At 64.4% G+C, this 15,888-nt stretch carries 14 protein-coding genes; 8 read left to right on the forward strand and 6 right to left on the reverse strand.

Annotation, left to right across the window (positions count from 1 at the left end):
• Positions 1-201: 201 nt before the first annotated feature.
• The 4 genes from QHF83_RS51055 to QHF83_RS51070 all read right to left on the reverse strand — a co-directional run bounded on the left by QHF83_RS51055 (position 202) and on the right by QHF83_RS51070 (position 6,015).
• Positions 202-978, reverse strand: a complete 777-nt coding sequence (locus QHF83_RS51055; RefSeq protein WP_282425460.1) for a hypothetical protein — start codon at positions 976-978, stop codon at positions 202-204.
• Between the two features lie 1,411 nt (positions 979-2,389).
• Positions 2,390-3,628 carry a hypothetical protein gene (locus tag QHF83_RS51060; RefSeq protein WP_282425473.1) on the reverse strand — a complete coding sequence of 413 codons (1,239 nt, stop codon included), beginning with the start codon at positions 3,626-3,628 and terminating at the stop codon, positions 2,390-2,392.
• A complete protein-coding gene (locus QHF83_RS51065) occupies positions 3,612-5,021 on the reverse strand; it encodes a protein kinase (RefSeq protein WP_282425461.1) in 1,410 nt (469 codons plus the stop codon). Before QHF83_RS51065 ends, QHF83_RS51060 begins: the two co-directional genes overlap by 17 nt.
• Positions 5,022-5,040: 19 nt before the next feature.
• Positions 5,041-6,015, reverse strand: a complete 975-nt coding sequence (locus QHF83_RS51070) for a hypothetical protein (RefSeq protein WP_282425462.1) — start codon at positions 6,013-6,015, stop codon at positions 5,041-5,043.
• A gap of 216 nt (positions 6,016-6,231) precedes the next feature.
• On the opposite strand from QHF83_RS51070, the gene tssI reads away from it, so the two are divergent.
• From tssI to QHF83_RS51095, 5 genes are read left to right on the forward strand one after another with little or no spacing between them, the layout of a single operon-like run.
• Complete coding sequence (gene tssI, locus QHF83_RS51075) at positions 6,232-8,622, forward strand: type VI secretion system tip protein TssI/VgrG (protein ID WP_282425463.1); 2,391 nt, start codon at positions 6,232-6,234, stop codon at positions 8,620-8,622.
• Between the two features lie 19 nt (positions 8,623-8,641).
• Positions 8,642-9,643, forward strand: a complete 1,002-nt coding sequence (locus QHF83_RS51080; RefSeq protein ID WP_282425464.1) for a DUF2169 domain-containing protein — start codon at positions 8,642-8,644, stop codon at positions 9,641-9,643.
• 15 nt (positions 9,644-9,658) lie between these two features.
• On the forward strand, positions 9,659-10,393 hold the full coding sequence (locus QHF83_RS51085) for a hypothetical protein (RefSeq protein ID WP_282425465.1): 735 nt from the start codon (positions 9,659-9,661) through the stop codon (positions 10,391-10,393).
• A 4-nt stretch (positions 10,394-10,397) separates the two neighbouring features.
• A complete protein-coding gene (locus tag QHF83_RS51090; RefSeq protein WP_282425466.1) occupies positions 10,398-11,519 on the forward strand; it encodes a DUF2169 domain-containing protein in 1,122 nt (373 codons plus the stop codon).
• Positions 11,516-12,352: a hypothetical protein gene (locus QHF83_RS51095; RefSeq protein WP_282425467.1), complete on the forward strand. Its 837-nt coding sequence runs from the start codon at positions 11,516-11,518 to the stop codon at positions 12,350-12,352. The genes QHF83_RS51090 and QHF83_RS51095 overlap by 4 nt, the downstream gene beginning before the upstream one ends.
• A gap of 9 nt (positions 12,353-12,361) precedes the next feature.
• Here the strand turns inward: QHF83_RS51095 and QHF83_RS51100 are convergent, their stop codons facing one another.
• Together QHF83_RS51100 and QHF83_RS51105 are read right to left on the reverse strand one after the other, a co-directional pair.
• Positions 12,362-13,279 (reverse strand): hypothetical protein, encoded by a 918-nt coding sequence (locus tag QHF83_RS51100; protein ID WP_282425468.1) that lies wholly within the window; start codon positions 13,277-13,279, stop codon positions 12,362-12,364.
• Between the two features lie 146 nt (positions 13,280-13,425).
• Positions 13,426-13,887 (reverse strand): hypothetical protein, encoded by a 462-nt coding sequence (locus QHF83_RS51105; RefSeq protein ID WP_282425469.1) that lies wholly within the window; start codon positions 13,885-13,887, stop codon positions 13,426-13,428.
• Positions 13,888-14,164: 277 nt separating this feature from the next.
• On the opposite strand from QHF83_RS51105, the gene QHF83_RS51110 reads away from it, so the two are divergent.
• The 3 genes from QHF83_RS51110 to QHF83_RS51120 all read left to right on the forward strand — a co-directional run.
• Positions 14,165-14,416 carry a hypothetical protein gene (locus QHF83_RS51110; RefSeq protein WP_282425470.1) on the forward strand — a complete coding sequence of 84 codons (252 nt, stop codon included), beginning with the start codon at positions 14,165-14,167 and terminating at the stop codon, positions 14,414-14,416.
• A gap of 73 nt (positions 14,417-14,489) precedes the next feature.
• A complete protein-coding gene (locus QHF83_RS51115) occupies positions 14,490-15,278 on the forward strand; it encodes a SprT-like domain-containing protein (RefSeq protein ID WP_282425471.1) in 789 nt (262 codons plus the stop codon).
• Between the two features lie 111 nt (positions 15,279-15,389).
• Positions 15,390-15,888 (forward strand): hypothetical protein (locus QHF83_RS51120; protein ID WP_282425472.1); only part of this gene is annotated, 499 nt, incomplete at its 3' end.

Here is a 15,888-nt window from a genome sequence, read left to right on the forward strand (position 1 = left end):
CGGTCTTCGTGGCGGTTGCCTCCTCTGCACCTTCATTTTTGACGAACTCGTCATGCCGCCGCATCGAGGGGAAATGTTACGCAGCAGTCCGGAAGAGCGCCATGATGCGGGTTGCCGAACGGATACGATTCGTGTGGCTCGACGGCGCATGGCTTCAGGTACCACAAATCACTTTGCTGTGGCAAGCAGGGAGTCGGTCGCTCAGAACGGCTTCACGAGCAGGAACGTTCCCGTTGCCAGAACGGGATCCGCAGCCCAAACGGCGTCCCCTCGATCGAAGATCCGCGCCTGCGTTATGGGGATGGCAACCTCGAGTTGCGCCCGGCCGACAAGGCCGTGCCATTGCGGCGACTCGTAGGCGATTCTGAAGCCAGATGCAACAAATGGAGCCCTCGTGGACCGTAGCTGGATGTTGTCCTGCGCCCCGAAATGATGTGCCCCGGCGGTAAGCGCGATGCATACGGAAAATGGCCGAAAACCGCACGCGAACAGTCCGCCGGTCCATAATGAGACACCCACCGGAATGGCTTCCGTGCTACCGGGCGCATCGGCAAGGCCGCGCACCTCGACGCCGAAGGTCCACGGGCCCGACCGCACCCCGCCTCCGACCGTTGCCCCCAGCGCCACCGGACCCGGCGTCGCAAGACCAGCGAGAGAGAAGCCGGCGAAGATCTCGCCGCGCAGGTTTGCCCCGGAGGCATCAGCCTTGGACGAACCGTCCGACGACGGTGTTGTGGACGGTGGAGGCGCCGATGGGGGCGTCGCGGGAGGCGAAGCTGGGGGCGGAGGCGGCGGGGGAGGCAAAGGCGGGGGAGACGCCGAGGGTGGGGCCGGGGCAGCCTCCCTCACCGGCAGATCGATCAGGATCGGCTCCACGATCGAGCCGACGACGAAGTCGACGTCCTTGAAGATGTCGGTGCAACGGCTGATCGGAGACTCGAGGGTTCGCGTTCGGCTGTTCTCGCCCTTGGTGGTCACGATCGTCGCGCGAAATCCTCGGCTCACACGCTCGATCCGGACCGAGAGGGTCCTCGACTCGCTCGCATCGAAGGGATCTCGGCCGATACGCTCGATGATCGAGTTGCGGAGCTCCCGTTCGTCAGGACACTCCTTCGGCGCCTCGTAGACGAGCCTGTGGGGGAGGACGACCGTCGCCTCCGCGCGAGGCGCGAGGAGACAACCCACCGCCCCTGTCGCGATCGCCCAAGCCCATCGGCGCACCCCGGACCCCATCAGCGCGGACGGTTACCAGGACAGGCCGGTGTTCCGCAAGGGGCGCCAGCGAGGAAAAACCGAACGGTTCGTCCGGGGCCGCACGCACGAGCCCCTACCTCCGGGCGATCCGGCAGTTCATCTGGCCTTGGCGTCGAGAAAAGGCGGAGGAGAGGCGCCCACGAGGTCCGGCGATGGGGTTTGGGTTTTACTCGGTCCCGTCTCCCGGTGCTGCCGGGTGGGTGCTCACGAGTCGTGTTGCGCGGAGCGTGGGCGCATCCTCCTGGACAAACGTTTGCCCCAACGGAGCCTGGATGTCCAGGAAAATGTGGCGTCGCAGTTTTACCTAGGGCGCAGAGACAAACTCTGACCAGATCGGTGCCTCGGATCACGGTTCCCCGTCGCGCGCCGACGTCTACTTTTGGCAAACTCCATCTACGCAGAGATCTTCGACACATTCCTGGGGAAAGGAGCAAGGTTCGCCTGCGTCTTTCCTGCAACGATTCATCACGCAACGAAAGCTGGCGCAGTCGACGGGGTTTATACAGACCTCCCCGGGGCGTAGCCTGCAGCCTCCGGATCCGTCGCAGACGTTCTCGCCGGCGCAGACGGGATTGAAGTCCTGTACGTACTTCGGCATCGGCCTGCAGTCCCCTTGCGGGTTGCCGCAGTAGGCGCAGACGTCGTCACACGTCGCGACGCAACACGTCCCGTCCTCGCAGAAGCCGCTCTTGCAGTCGCCCGCGACCTGGCAAGCAGTGCCAAGACAATCCTTACAGGCGCCTCCACCGCCACAATCGATACCGGTCTCCCATCCGTTCTGAATCCCGTCATCGCACCGAGAGCAGGTGCGATCCCGGCATTGTCCGCCGGAGCAGTCTTCATATTCCAAACAGCCTACGCAGACCGACACGGGATCATCGCTGCACACGCCCGTCGCGCACTTGGTGCGAGCCGGCATGTTGACCGGCACGCAGGCGTTGTCTTCGCAGGTCCACGCGTGGCACTCGTCCGACGGCCCGCAATCCTGGGAGACCGAGCACAGCTTGCATCCCGGCAGCTCCGGCGGACAGATGAGGGTTGCTTCCTCGATCCCCAGAATTTGTCGGCAGCTCGCGAGCAAGAGGAGACCCATGACAACGACGCAGAAATGGCGCATGATCTTCGCTTCCATGCCTCAGCCGCAGGTTCCATTCACACACAGGCCGCTGATACACTCCGTGCCCTTGATGCAGGGGTAACCCGTTATCGTCTTGCACTGCGAATTAAAACAGGCCAAGCCGATCCCCAAGCAGCTATCATCCTTCTGGTTCTTGGGCACGGCGACGCAGGTACCGGTCATCGCGTCGCATTGTTCGCAGATTCCGGCACAGTCTCCGGTGCAGCAGACTCGGGCAGGGAACCCATTGGTGAACACGCATTGGCCGCTGGCGCAGTCGCTGTCCTCATCGCAGGACGTCGCCTTGCACTGGCCGCATGAACCGCCGCAAATCTCATCACCGTTTTGATGGTAGTCGCCACATTTCACGCAGACAGCGTCCTCACATCGATGTGCCACCGGGCAATCGAGATCCTTGACGCACTGTACACACATTCCGCTTTCCGAGCACTTGCCGATGAGCCCACCATCCATGATGCAGTTCGTGCCGATTTTCGGGGCGCGGAGAGGCGTCACACCGATGCAAACCCACTCGAAGCATGCATCGTAGCTCCACGGCTTGTCGCTCGGTGTAACTTCATTTACAACAATTCCGTGCCCATCGCAAACGGGACGTTGACAATCTCCAATGAAATCGAGGGCGGGGATGTGCGTACCGGCTGTATCGTACTTGGAGACGCAATGGTTCTGTTCGCAGGACCAGTCAAGGCATTCCGTCGTCGAACCGCAGTCCGCGGGCACGTTACACGACCCGCAGACGCCAGACGCACACTCACCCCCCGGGCACGAGCTTCCATCCGGCTTGAGCCACGACACGACCTTCCCGCCGATGCAGTGCTCCTCCGTGCACGCGTTCCCATCCTCCGGCGCCGTCTGGTAGTCGTCGGCCTCGATCACGCACACGCCATCCAGGCACTCGCTCCGTGTACACGGCAGCCCGTCGTTGCACTGGCTCGTCTTCTCACACGGCATCGCACAGCGCCCTGCCTTGCAGGCCCCCTGCAGCTTGCCGACGAAGCACGGGTGCCCGTCGCCGAGGTAGCTGTTCACCGCCACACCGGCCTTGCACTCGTCCAGCGTACAAGGGTCGCCGTCGTCCTTCGGGCACTTCGGTGAACCGCCCGAGCATGCGGAGAACAGGCTCACGGTGCCGATCGCGAGCACCCCTGCGAGCACGCGCATCCAAGTCGCTCGTCTCCTCGCCTTCGAGGAGAGTTGCTCCGATCTCGAAGCGCAGATGTCATCGGCGACGGCCATACAGATTCTCCTTCGGTGGGGGAGTAGACGAGGGAGTGCCGACAGGTGAAGCAGGAACCACGCGACGTGGTGGTGACGGTACCGTGCGTGCTTGGTTTGCCGTGGACGGAGGGACTTCGACGCGCGCGGGCGTGTCTGCCACGGACGCGGCCGCCGTGCTCGTGACGGGCGCTGCGCTCATCGTGCTGGGCGCGCTCGTGGCGATCTCGGAGGGCTGTTCCAGCGGTGGCGGTGTCCTGACCTCCAGCATCTCCGTTGCGGTGCTCGGAGACGCCGCCGTCCCTCGACCGAGCCGCATGCCGACGAAGATCCCTCCCACTGCGACTGCGACGACAATCGCGACGACGAGCGCGCGACGGTCCTTGCTCGGCGCCGGACCGACGCTTTCCCGCGCCGCGATCTCGTCACCGACGAGCGACGGAAGCGGCGCCGTCGCGACGACGAGCTCCGGCACGGGCGCGGTGCGCTCCACCTCGGACGGGCCGACTGCATCCGCTTCGCCGAGCACCCTGGCAACACGTTTCGCGTACAGGCTCGCGTGCTCCGATCCGAACGGCACGAGTGCAGCAGCCAGCTTGGCCACGCTCGGGAAGCGTGCTGCTTGATCCTTGTCGAGGCAGCGGAGCAACACCGCTTCGAGCGCCTCGGGAAGATCGGCTCGCAGCATCCGTGGACGCATCGGCTCGCGGATCAGGATCGCATGCATCAACGCCTGGATCGAGTCGACGTCATCACGGTGGAAGGGCGTCTTCCCCGCGAGCAGGTCGAACAGCGTCGCACCAAGCGCCCACACATCGGTTCGTGGATCGACCTGGTTCGTGGCGGCGAACTGCTCCGGCGCCATGTACGGCGCCGAGCCCATTGGCTGCGAAGCATCCATCTTCGCCGTGCTCGCGTTCCACTTCGCGATGCCGAAGTCGAGCACCTTCATGCACGGCGATCCATCGGCCCCCCGCGTGAGAAAGAGGTTCGCGGGCTTGATGTCGCGATGCACGATCCCGATCGAGTGCGCCTCTGCGATCGCCTCACATGCCTGAAGGATCGCATCCACAGCTTCGCTCACGGGCAGCGGTCCGCGCTCGCGCAGTACATGTGCGAGGTCGCTCCCGTCGAGGTGCTCCAGCACCATGTACGGCGTGCCGTCCTCGAGCGCAGCGACATCGAGAACGCGTGCGACGTGCTGACTCCGCAGGCGCACAGCCGCACGCGCTTCGCGGACGAAGCGCGTCAGGTCCGCCTGGCTCCCACCTCCCAGCATGAACTTGATCGCGACGAGCTCGTCGAGCGCGAGATGTCGCGCCGCGATGACCACACCCATGCCCCCCGCGCCGAGCACACGCTCCACGCGGTACTTGTCGAGAAGGAGCTGCCCGGGTTGGAAGGTGTGCAGCATACGCTCTCGGCAGCTCGCGTCAGAACACGGAAGCGAACGTGAGCCCCGCGCCCTGCGGCGATGCGTGCGGCACGACGACCCACGCGCGCGCCGGTTTGTCTGGCGACTTCGGAGCCCCCGCGAGGAGAAACAGCGTGACGCCCGTCGCGAGAACGACGCCCCCCGCGATGGACACGACGGTCGCGGTGTCGGCGTACATGATCGACTCGTTCCGAAGCGCTACGCCTTTCGCGTAGCACTTGTTCGGGTCCTCGGGCAGACAATACGGCTTCGATTCATCATCCGTTTTGGCCGCCGCAATGGACAGCCCCCCCGCGACGGCAAGCGCAGCGAGCCCCACGCTGCCGACCACAATCCCCGCGACGCGCTGGGCGGTTTTTCCGGGCGGCGGCGGGCGCTCTACCTCGGCGAGAACCGGCACGCTGATCGGCTGGACCGTGCCAGGCACGTCAAGCTTCACGGTCGTCTTCCAAGGCACGCGATCGGGCGCCTTCGCTTCCACCTCGTGCTCGCCTGGATCGACCGGGATCGCCGTCCCCCAGAGGGCGGGTGCGAGAGGCTGGCCATCACGAAGGACCGTGAGCCCCTCCACGCGGCTCGGCTCGGGCACGGTCACGGCGAGCTTCACGAGCTTCGGCGCTAGCGCGTCCGCGCGCCGCTCGGCCTCCTCGGCGCGGCTCGGGTCTCCCGAGCGCCGCGCGAGTGTCGCAGCGTCCCCGAAGGCGATGTAGGCGCTCGCCGTGCGTCCGACGCGCTCGTAGCAGTCTGCGAGGTTCAGGGCGGTGCCGACGGCAGGATCGAGCCGTTGGCTCTCCTCGAGCTTGGGACAAGCCTCCGTGGCCCTTCCCGCGTCGAGGAGCTGCCGAGCCTCGGTGAACAGCGCATCCGCAGCAGCCTTGTCGGTGGCCGTCGGCTCCGCGTGCGCCACATCCGCGAGCGCAAGCATGCCGCAGAACATCCCCATGACCGCAAGCGCGGCTCGCGTTCGCTTCATCTGGACCCTTCCTGTACCATCCGATGGTACCTCAGCACCCGCCGCAGACCAACATACAGCAGCTCCCGTTCTCGGAGCAGAAACGCTCGATGATGAGAACTGCGGGGACTGAAGTGGGTGCCGAAGCAGCTTCTCGCCCCTCGAACCGCACCTCTCCAGGTGCGAAACCACGCCAATTCATGTTAGGGAATTCGCTCCGTCCAGGAGCGAGCCGTCATGACCTCACGCCCGCCGCAGAATCTCGACCGCGGCAACCAAGCCGATTACCTGCTCGGCACGCACGAGGGATGGGGCGCCTTCGGCGTCGTGCGTTGGCACGCGATCGAGGAGATCTCCCAGCCCTTCCGCTACGAGATCATCCTCATGCGCCCGGCCAAGAGCGGTCCCGTCGATCTCGACGCGCTCTTCGACACGGGCGCGACCTTCCGGATTCGCACCCTCGGGCGATGGCGGTACGTGCACGGAATCCTCGCCGAGGTCGAGGAGATTGACCGCACTTCGGAGGTCATCCTTTACCGGGTCCTACTGGTACCGCACCTGTTTCGGGCCCGCTTCCGGCGACGCTGCCGCAATTTCGTCGAATGGACGCTCAAGGATATCGTTCATGCGATCCTCGAGAACCGATCTCCCGCGCATCCACGCGGGCACAAGGGACTCGCGCCGCAAAGCACCAAGGCGGAGGCTCCTTCCATTGACCCGGATTTCGGCTCGTTCCGCGAACCACGGGGTCTCTACCGCTGGGCCGTCACGGACGAAGCACGCCTGACCGACCGCGCCACGAGCTCTTATGTCGTGCAGTACAACGAGAGCGATTATGATTTTCTCTCGCGACTCCTGGAACGCGAGGGACTGAGTTACTATTTCGAGCACACCAACTCCGACCTCGTCCTGGTGGTCACGGACGCCCCCGGACAGGCGCCGCTTTTCGAGGAAGCTCGACGCTTCGAGCTCTGCGGCGCGAGCCGGGGCGGCCAGGCCGCGGGGCAGGAGGTGGTCCGGGTGTGCCGTGACACGCGCCGGATGCGGTCGCGTGCCGTGGTGATGCGCGATTACGACTGGAATCGTAGCACGCAGCTCTTCGAGGCGAGCGCCGAGCTTCGCGGAGGCGATCCGGACGCCGAGGGCCACTACGAGTTCCCCGCCAACGACGAGCTGCACGGTGAGGCGCCGGCGAAGTTTCCGGCGAAGCTTCGGATGGAGCGGTTCGTCGTCGAGAAGGCGTTACGGGAAGGCGTGAGCACCGTCCGCGCGCTCGAACCGGGGCGCCAGTTCAAGCTGCACGATCGCGATGGGCTGCGTGAGGACGTAGATCTGCTCGTGGTACGCGTGGAGACGTTCGCCACGGAGCTCACGCCGCAGGGGACGGTGCTCGACGACGAGCCATTCGGGTTCGCGGGCGCGACGGGAGCGCTCGAGGCCGGCTACGAAAACCGCTTTCAGGCGCTCCCGTCATCCATTCCGTTCCGCCCGGCGCAACGCGCTCCGCGGCCGCGCATTCATGGCATCCAGACCGCGCTCGTGACGGCCGAGGAGTTCTCGAAGGCGGATCGTCCGGAGATCAACGCCAACGCGCAGGGCTGCGTCCGCGTGCGTTTCCCCTGGGATCAGCGCCCGGACGACGATAGAACGCCTTCCTCTTGCTGGATCCGGGTCTCGCAGCACTGGGCAGGGCCGGGCTTCGGGGCGCTGTATACGCCACGTGTGGGGCACGAGGTGCTCGTCGCGTATCTGCAAGGTGATCCGGAGCGTCCTGTGATCGTGGGTCACGTCTACAATGAGCCGAACCGACCGCCCTACGATCCGTCACAGTATCCCACGCGAAGCACGATCCGGAGCCGCACCGCCGTGCCCGAGGGGGACGGTTACAACGAGATCCGGTTCGAGGACGCGGCGACGCTGGAGGAAATCTTCCTGCATGCGCAACGTGACTTCAACGAGGTGGTCCGCGCCTCCCACTCCACGAGCGTGGGGGGCGACCAGTCCAACTCGGTGACCGGGAACCGGACGCACTCGGTGAAAGGGACGGAGGAGGTCACGGTCCAGGGGAATCGGACGACGCATTTCGCATCGAACGAGGCGCACACGGTGGACGTGCAGCGGCTCACGACGATCGGGGCGGATGATACGCATGTCGTGCTCGGGAACCGTTCGACGAAGGTGCATGCCGACGACTCGCTGACCATCTCGGGCAAGCGGGGGGTTTTCATCGGAGCCAACGAGGAGTCCCAGGCCAATGGGCATTTCGCCTGGAAGGCGATGAACTCGTACTTCAACCTGACGAACGATTTTCAGACCAACAGCACCACAGCGGGGTTCTTTCAGAAGGATTGCTTCACGGTCAACGTCTCGGGCTGCACGCTGACGATGAAGCCCGGTGAGATATTGCTCAAGGTCGGGGGTGCGTTCATCCTCATGAAAGCCGGGATGATTCTGATCGACAACGGCGCTGGGGCCTGGTTTCAACTTGGCGGCGGGCTAGTCAACATCGCCGGAGGCACCGTCATGTCGAATTCAGACGGTATCACCCAAATCGTGGCGGGGGACGACATGACCCTCATGGGAGCAAACATCAACGCCAAGGGCGGCAAGATCAAGCTGAACGAGTGAGCGCCAGGCGGAGGCTTTCGTGTTCGTCCGGAACAAGACGCAGTTTTCACCCGTGCTTTCGCGGGGTAGCCTGAGCGACGAGGTCGACGTCGGCGCGATCGTGGTCGAGCTGCGTTCTCGGGTGGTCGGCGAGCGGCTCGAACTCGTGACGGGGCCAATGGAGCACTCGCCGACGGATCCGCCAGACGTCACCAAGCATCCCCTGTGGCGTGGAACATCCGTGACCGCATCAGGGGATGTGCTCGGTCCTTCTCGGCCGCCGTTTGTCCGCGCTGTGCAGTTCGCCATCGGCAACGAGGTGCGTCGTCTTGCCGTCTTTGGTAACCGTCACTGGGACACGAGCCTTCTCGGCGGACTGGTTGCAAGCGAGCCCGCTGCCTTCCACTCCATCCCCATGTCGTTCGAGCGCGCATTCGGTGGCTCCTACATCCTCCCTCCGGGCCTCCTTCCGGGAACCGACCTTCCGCATCCGGGCGGCGAGGTTTCATATCCACTAAATGAGCACGGGATCGGTTTCTACCCTGACAAGAATGCGGCGGTCGACGCGCCGTTGCCCAACCTCGAGCTGGCGGATCAACTCCTGAAGCAATGGAACGACCAACCGGAGCCTGGGTGCTTCGCCCCCTGTCCGGATCTCGTCGCCTTGCGGCTCCGCCACGTCGGCGTGGACCACCCGATCATCGGACCTGAGGACGCGATAACCCCTGCGTTTCAGGCGAAGTTCGCGAGCCGCGCGTTCACAATGTCATTGCATCACGCTCCCGGGTACCTCGTCTTCGATGAGCTCGCTCCGGGCACGCCGATCCAGCTCGTTGGACTTGGCAAGGCAATCATCCGCTTCTCGCTCCCCGAGAGCCGTCTTCGCGTCACGCTGCGCCGTGGCCAAAACCGAACGGATGTTCCGCCGCGGATTCGGAGCGTCCACGTGGATGCAGAAAAGATGACGGTTTCGTGCGTCTACGGATACGAATTTCGCTACCATGAGGGGACTGCGCCCTCTTGGATCCTCATCGATAGTTAAAGGGAGTTCCAGGCCATGTCTGTAAACTTCTACAACAATCTTGCGATCATGGCGGGGATCGACCTCCACGACTTCTATCCCCCGGGTGTGGTCGACGAGAGGAACGCAGCGAAGTTTTGGCCCTACGCCGTAGGAGCGCCATTCTGGTGGCCAGCAGCATGGGTATGGGGCCGCACGGGCACCGTCACGGCAGACGGATGGCAGATGATCGACGAGGACTTCTCGCTCTTCCTGGTGCCGCACACGCACATCGTTGGCGTCCCCGGACCCATGCAAGCCATGCAATACGCAAAGATCCTCGGACCTTCGGGCAGTGAGCCTGCGCTGACGATCAGGAGCGTCACCGTGAAGGGCGCGCCGCTAGCGGCATGCATCCATGGGGCAGTTGGGCTCAACCTCAATTGTTGGGAAGACGGCGACCATCCTTCCGGACTCGTCTTGTCCGTTACCTCGGTCAAGACGACAGCTACGCTCGGAGATGTGGTCGCCGGCATCGTAAAGTGGGTATCGGTTGGCCTCATCGCGCCCCAGTTGGGAAAACTGGCAGGTCGTAGGTACACGAACCGCGCCGCACGACGCCTGCTGAAAGGCGTGAACAACCTCGACGCTCCCCCGAAGTGGCTCCGCAAGATCGCTGCAAAACCCAAAGCCATCATCGAGTTCGCTGTCGAGCAGGCCACCAAGCGAGTTCTCGATCCGCTCGCGAAGAAGACCCGCGAGATGATCGAGGGAGAGCAGCAGGGACGTTGACCCCATGTCGAAGGTCACGACGTTCCGTTCATTCGATGGCAAGAGTTACCTCTGCGTCACGGCAAGGCGGTGCTACTCGTTTCGGAACGGTGCGGCAGCAGCGCCGATCGCAGACACGATCCCGCTCGTGGAAGAGCCCGAGTACGTGGATTCCACCACGTCCAGTGCGGAGCGCCTCGTAAGTGACATCGATTTTTTTGCAGGCACGAAGCCCGCAACCGACGTACTGCTGCGAGGGACCGCCTATTCGCACCAGGGCCCCGTGCCGTGCTTCGACGTGATTCTTCGGGTGGGGCCCATCGCGAAGACGCTACGGATTCATGGCGATCGCACGATCAGGCTCGAGAAGGGCGACTCACTGTCATCCTTTCCCCCCGTTCCGCGCGCATCACTACCGCTCATCTGGGATCATGCTTATGGCGGCCGGGACGAGTATGCGGAGAAGGCGCTTTTTCCCAGCGGAAGCGAAGAACCCGAGCTTGGCACCCTCTCGTACCCACGCAATCCAGCAGGGTGCGGGTTTTTCATCGACATGGACCGCGAGCGCATGGCAGGTGCGCCCATGCCGAACATCGAGGATCCGCTCGATCCCATCACGCCGGATCGCCTGGTCGCCCCTACTTATGGTGCGTGGATCGATTGTCCTGCGGCCGCTTGCTTCGAGCCCATCGATGTCTTCACGTTTCCGCGGGCTGTATTTTGCATACCTGCGACGTTCGAGACTCCACGGCGAAGCCTGTACGAGGAGAAAGTCGGTTTCATTCAGCTCGAACAGATCCGGCGCCGAATGGAGGCATGGAACGGGATCGTGGATCCACGAGCCTTCAACTGCGCGCCCACTGGGCTCTCGCAGGCTCGCTTGAAGGGCGACGAGCGCGTCGAGCTTTTCCGCCTTCATGAGCAATACGAGACGTGCGTGTTTCACCTGCCTGCGGATCGCCCGCGACTCCTCCTCGAACCCCCTGGCGTGAATACCCGCGAGCTCGCGCCGAGCTTGCAAACCGTGCTCATCGAACCAGATCGGGGCTGCGTCACGCTCACCTGGGCAGGAACGCTCGAGGTCGCGGTGCCTTATCCGATGGATATGGTCGAGAGCATGCGACATGCGGTGATCTGGGAGCGGTGAAGAAGGTGGAGACTATGTACGAGGTAATCGTAAGCCTGGCGCATGTCCTCCTCCTCGTCTGCGCGCTGGCAATCATTGCGTTTCTTTTTTACTTGCCTCGATACCTGAAGAAGGAGAGAATCTTCGCGCGCGTCGCGCCGAGGTTCGGGTTCCGCATCGGGTGGAAGAGCGCATTCGGAACGTATTGCCTCTACTTCGAGAGACCTGGATGGGGCGGGGTACTGCTGTCCACGGATTCTCCAGGTGTCCTTTTCAACGGGTTCCGTTTCGTTGGGGTCACGACTCGGGCACATCATGCTCTCGATGTACATTCGAGTAACCGGCACGATATCGTGAGCGACGCGTTGAACAGGAACGACGCGATGTCGCGTGCCGGACTGATTTGTGAATCGCCCGAGATGGTTGCTTCGTTCAATGAGCGGATTCGGCCGCTGCTCAGGCCGATGGATCGTGCCATTGCCGGGGAGTTCATGAGGGTCGGCTCGCCGCTGGGAATCTCCATCAAAGGTTGCCGTGTTCAGTTTGCCGTGTCGGAGAGCATGGGGGACGAGGAGAAATTCCTCATTCACACGCTGAAGTTCATCGAGACGATCATGCAATGGTTGGAAGAACTCCCCGTCGCTGCGTCAGACGACACATGCCGAGCGTGTGGGGCCCAGGGGGACGGCGGACAGTGTGGGCGCTGCCGCTCACCATACCACAACGCCTGCTGGCAGCAGTTCGGGGGCTGTCAGGTATGGGGCTGCAGAGACAACCACGCCCAGCTCGAATCCATACGCAGACCTATGCTGTCGCCAGTGGACAATGCCTTGGGCATGCACGTTCGGAGATGAGAGCGCACATCAACGTTTCTGCGTCCGCAGCCACTCCCTGAACCGGTCGTACTTTCCCTGCCACTCCCGCTGGATCTCCGGGCCCTTGGTAAAACGCCCACGCCACTCCTCGTCTACGGCTCGCCACGCGGCATCGTCACGAATGCCGTAACGGCGGAAGATCTCCGCTCTGTTCTCCGGAGCCACCGCAAGCTCCGCACAAAGCGAGGCGTACGCGTCCAGGGTGAGCCGGGGAGCCTCGACCGACGCGGAAGGCTTCAGGAACGGCATGGCGGCCCTCGCCTGCGCCATGAGGTCCATCTGCAATGGCAGCGTCGCGTCCGTAATGGCAGTCTTCGGCGCAGGGGCGCGCGGAGTCTGCATTGCCTCGACGAACTCTGGTGCGGGCCGATCGCTGAAAGGGAGCGGCATCTTGGGCGTCGCGGGTAGCTTGATCGGTCCCGTCAAGGCCAGGTCCACCGGCGCGTCGAGCGGCCTTGCCTCCAAAGCTCCCCGCTCGGCAGCCTCGACGATGGGCAAGGGTTGCGTGTCGCCGATCTGCTCCGCTGTGGGGGCCACTCGTGGCACCGGCAAAGCGCCCAGAAACGCGCGCGAGGGCTGCTCACCGAACGGGAGCGGCTTCCCCGGAGGCAACATCACCGCGGGCATCGTGGTGCCCAGCGCTGAAGCGGGCTTCGGGAACATGAGGGCGGGAGGCTGCGGCGGCGGCACGAGAGCGGGAGATGGCTCCACGGAATCCGCGGGAGGCGCCACGACGGGCTCATCGGGGAGCACAACGGGCGCCATCGGCCGAATCGGCGTTGCGGGGTCCTCAGCGGGCTCCTGCACCTTCTGTTCACGACGCCGATTCATCTCGGCCAAGCATTTCGCAGCGTAGAGCTCCATCCGGTCCTGCCGGTTCACGTCCGCATCGCGGGAGAGCGCCATCGCCCAGTGCAGCTCGTTCTTGCTCCAATCGGCTGGATCGATCTCGAGCTCTTCCAGGATGTCGAGTCGCTCCGCGGGGCTGCGGCGAAGCAGCCTCGCCGAAACCTCCGCCCAGCGCTCGAACGGGAGGATTGCCTCTTCCTCGCTCACGTCTCACCCTCCTCGCCAGGCCCTCCGGCGATCTGCGACCAACCGAACGGCTGTGGAAGGGGATCGTCATTCAGTCCGATATGCTCCCCATCGAGCTTGATCGCGCGCATGGCTCGTACGCCCACGCCGTCGCGGTTCGCCTGCAGTTCGACGCTCGCGCCCTCCACGCGAGCATCGCCACCGGCCCGGACGTGATGGTGCCCGGCGGCGCTTTCGCGCAGCGACCCGCCTGCAGCGAGCTCGACGTCGCGCTCGGCCGCGATCGATACGTCCCGGGCCGCGAGGCGGAGGGAGCGCGCGGCGGATAGCTCGACCTCGGCACCGGAGAACGACAGGACGGGGCCGCGGTCCGTGACCTCGACGCGCAGCACGATCTCGCCACCGCTGCTGCGGATGGTGAGCTGGTCGCGCTCGGCGCCGGCCTCGAGCTCGTAGCGGCGGCCGGAAAGGAGCGTCACGGCGGCGGAGGCGACCGGGGCCTCGATGTCGTCGAGGGCGACGTCGGGGCGTGATTCCAGAGCGCCGTCCCCTGTCCGCAGGGCTTCCGTGCCGGCGGCATCGAGGTCTCGTTTCAGCATGGCGGTGCCCGAGGATAACCCATCCGTCTCGCTGGGAAAAGTGCGCGGTGACGTCCAGGGCGTGACGCGAACCGGGCGCGTTTCGTGAACGTCGCGCCGGTACGGGGGTACAATTTGCCATTGGTGGTGGGGCGACTGCCGAGGGGGCGTTGAAGCAATGACGGAACCCAAATCGCGACGCGAATCCGAGCGCGCACTGAAAGTGGACCTTCCTGCTGCATTGAAAACGCAGCTCAAGCTCGAAGCCGTGGAGCTCGACGTCCGAATGCGCGACTACGTGCAGCAAATTCTGGAGGATCGGCTGCCCTGGGAGGTGCGGCAGCAGATCGTCAAGCGGGCGGAGAGTGCCGGCATGAATTACCGGGACTTCCTCCTGAAAGTCCTTCGGGATGCTGGTGTGATTTCCTGATCTGCCCCGTGGCGGGCGTACTGAGGTAGAAATTTAACTTTGTACGTCGGTAGCTCGTGCCAGGGTTGTGCCCATGGCGGATCGCACCTGTCCCTTTCAAAGAGGACGCGCAGCCGAGCAGAACCGCGTCGACCCCCGTGCCCCTGCCCATGCAGTCCGGCTGCTCGTGCAGCAGGAGGGCCGCGAGGCTCCGCGGGCGCTCTACGAGGCGTTCGACGCCTACAACGCTGAGTATTTCGCCGGCGAGCTGAAGCAGTCTCTCATTCTGATGACCACGCCCGCTTCGCCGCGGGCCGAAGGCGACTACGTCGCGCAGGACGTCCACGGGATCCCGAGCCGGATCCGCATCGCTCCACGGTGTGAGCAGCACGGGCTCCTGTATCTCCAGGATGTACTCCTTCACGAAATTGTACATGCCTGGCAGGCGGAGCTCCTCGACGATTTAGAAAGCGGCTACAAAGGACACGGGCCGAAGTTCTGCCGGAAGGCGAACGAGATCGGGGCCAAGCTCGGGCTCGGGCCCGTGGCGCCGAAGGGGCGCGGAGGACTTCCGCGGCCCGATTCCTGGCCGTCGAACGTGCGCCCGCCGGGGTACTACGGTGCCCAGCTCCCCGCGCCCGGGGGGCGGCGCCGCAATGCCCGGACGCGTGCGGACGGTGCCGACGGGGGACCGATCTCCATCGTGTCGGATCCGCTCTTGGAGGGCCTGGGCGAGGTCGACCGGCAACTCGTGGCGGTGCTCGCGAAAGCGACGGGGCGGCCCCCCGGGGCGCTGATCGGCGCGTGGGCCCGTGAGCATGCGCAGGCACTGGCATCCGCCAGTCCAGCCATTGCTGCGTTGGTTGCAGGTATCGAGGCGTGAGTCGACGAAATAGGATTGTGCGCCTGCTGGTGATCGTGGCGCTCGTGGTCCTGCCAGGAGGGACCCTCCTCGCGGGCCTCGTTGTGGTCGTGCGCCGATTACACCGAGCGCATGCGCGACGACTTGTGGTGCGTTTCAAAGAATTTAATGGAGAGGACTGAATTGCAGCTTCCGACGAAGAAGTTTTTGCTCGAGATGGCAGATTTGTTGTGGCGCCGCGCTCTGGATCGCATCCCCGCCGAAGCGCTCATGGAGGACGACCCCGGGCTGATGGATGCCCTTCGCGAACCCCGCTTTGTGCCACGGGGACCCGCGCAGGAACGCGAGTTCGATCTCGTTTTGACGATCGAGACGATGGCCTCCTGCTACGACGGCCAGATCGCCCTGATGAGCCTCCCTCGGTGGGCCCAATGCGGGTATCCGGAGATCCAGCTCCCAGAGACGTACGCCGCTGCGCTACTCGCCACGACCGTGACCGAGGAAGTGCTAGGTGGCTGGTGTCGATCGCGAGCCCGTCGAAGAGGTCGTGGCCGCTCGTGTTCCCATGGCCGCCAGGGTGCATATCGGACAGGTCGCCTGACGGCTGATAATGGTTTGGATCGTCTTCTGG

The sequence above is a fragment of the Polyangium sp. 15x6 genome (genome assembly GCF_029960785.1).
Taxonomy (GTDB): domain Bacteria; phylum Myxococcota_A; class Polyangia; order Polyangiales; family Polyangiaceae; genus Polyangium.

Coding starts and splice junctions, on each gene's coding strand:
- QHF83_RS51060 (WP_282425473.1), bottom strand. CDS start 3,628: ATGGCCGTCGCCGATGACATCTGCGCTTCGAGATCGGAGCAACTCTCC.
- QHF83_RS51065 (WP_282425461.1), bottom strand. CDS start 5,021: ATGCTGCACACCTTCCAACCCGGGCAGCTCCTTCTCGACAAGTACCGC.
- QHF83_RS51070 (WP_282425462.1), bottom strand. CDS start 6,015: ATGAAGCGAACGCGAGCCGCGCTTGCGGTCATGGGGATGTTCTGCGGC.
- tssI (WP_282425463.1), top strand. CDS start 6,232: ATGACCTCACGCCCGCCGCAGAATCTCGACCGCGGCAACCAAGCCGAT.
- QHF83_RS51085 (WP_282425465.1), top strand. CDS start 9,659: ATGTCTGTAAACTTCTACAACAATCTTGCGATCATGGCGGGGATCGAC.
- QHF83_RS51090 (WP_282425466.1), top strand. CDS start 10,398: ATGTCGAAGGTCACGACGTTCCGTTCATTCGATGGCAAGAGTTACCTC.
- QHF83_RS51100 (WP_282425468.1), bottom strand. CDS start 13,279: ATGGCGCTCTCCCGCGATGCGGACGTGAACCGGCAGGACCGGATGGAG.
- QHF83_RS51110 (WP_282425470.1), top strand. CDS start 14,165: ATGACGGAACCCAAATCGCGACGCGAATCCGAGCGCGCACTGAAAGTG.
- QHF83_RS51115 (WP_282425471.1), top strand. CDS start 14,490: ATGGCGGATCGCACCTGTCCCTTTCAAAGAGGACGCGCAGCCGAGCAG.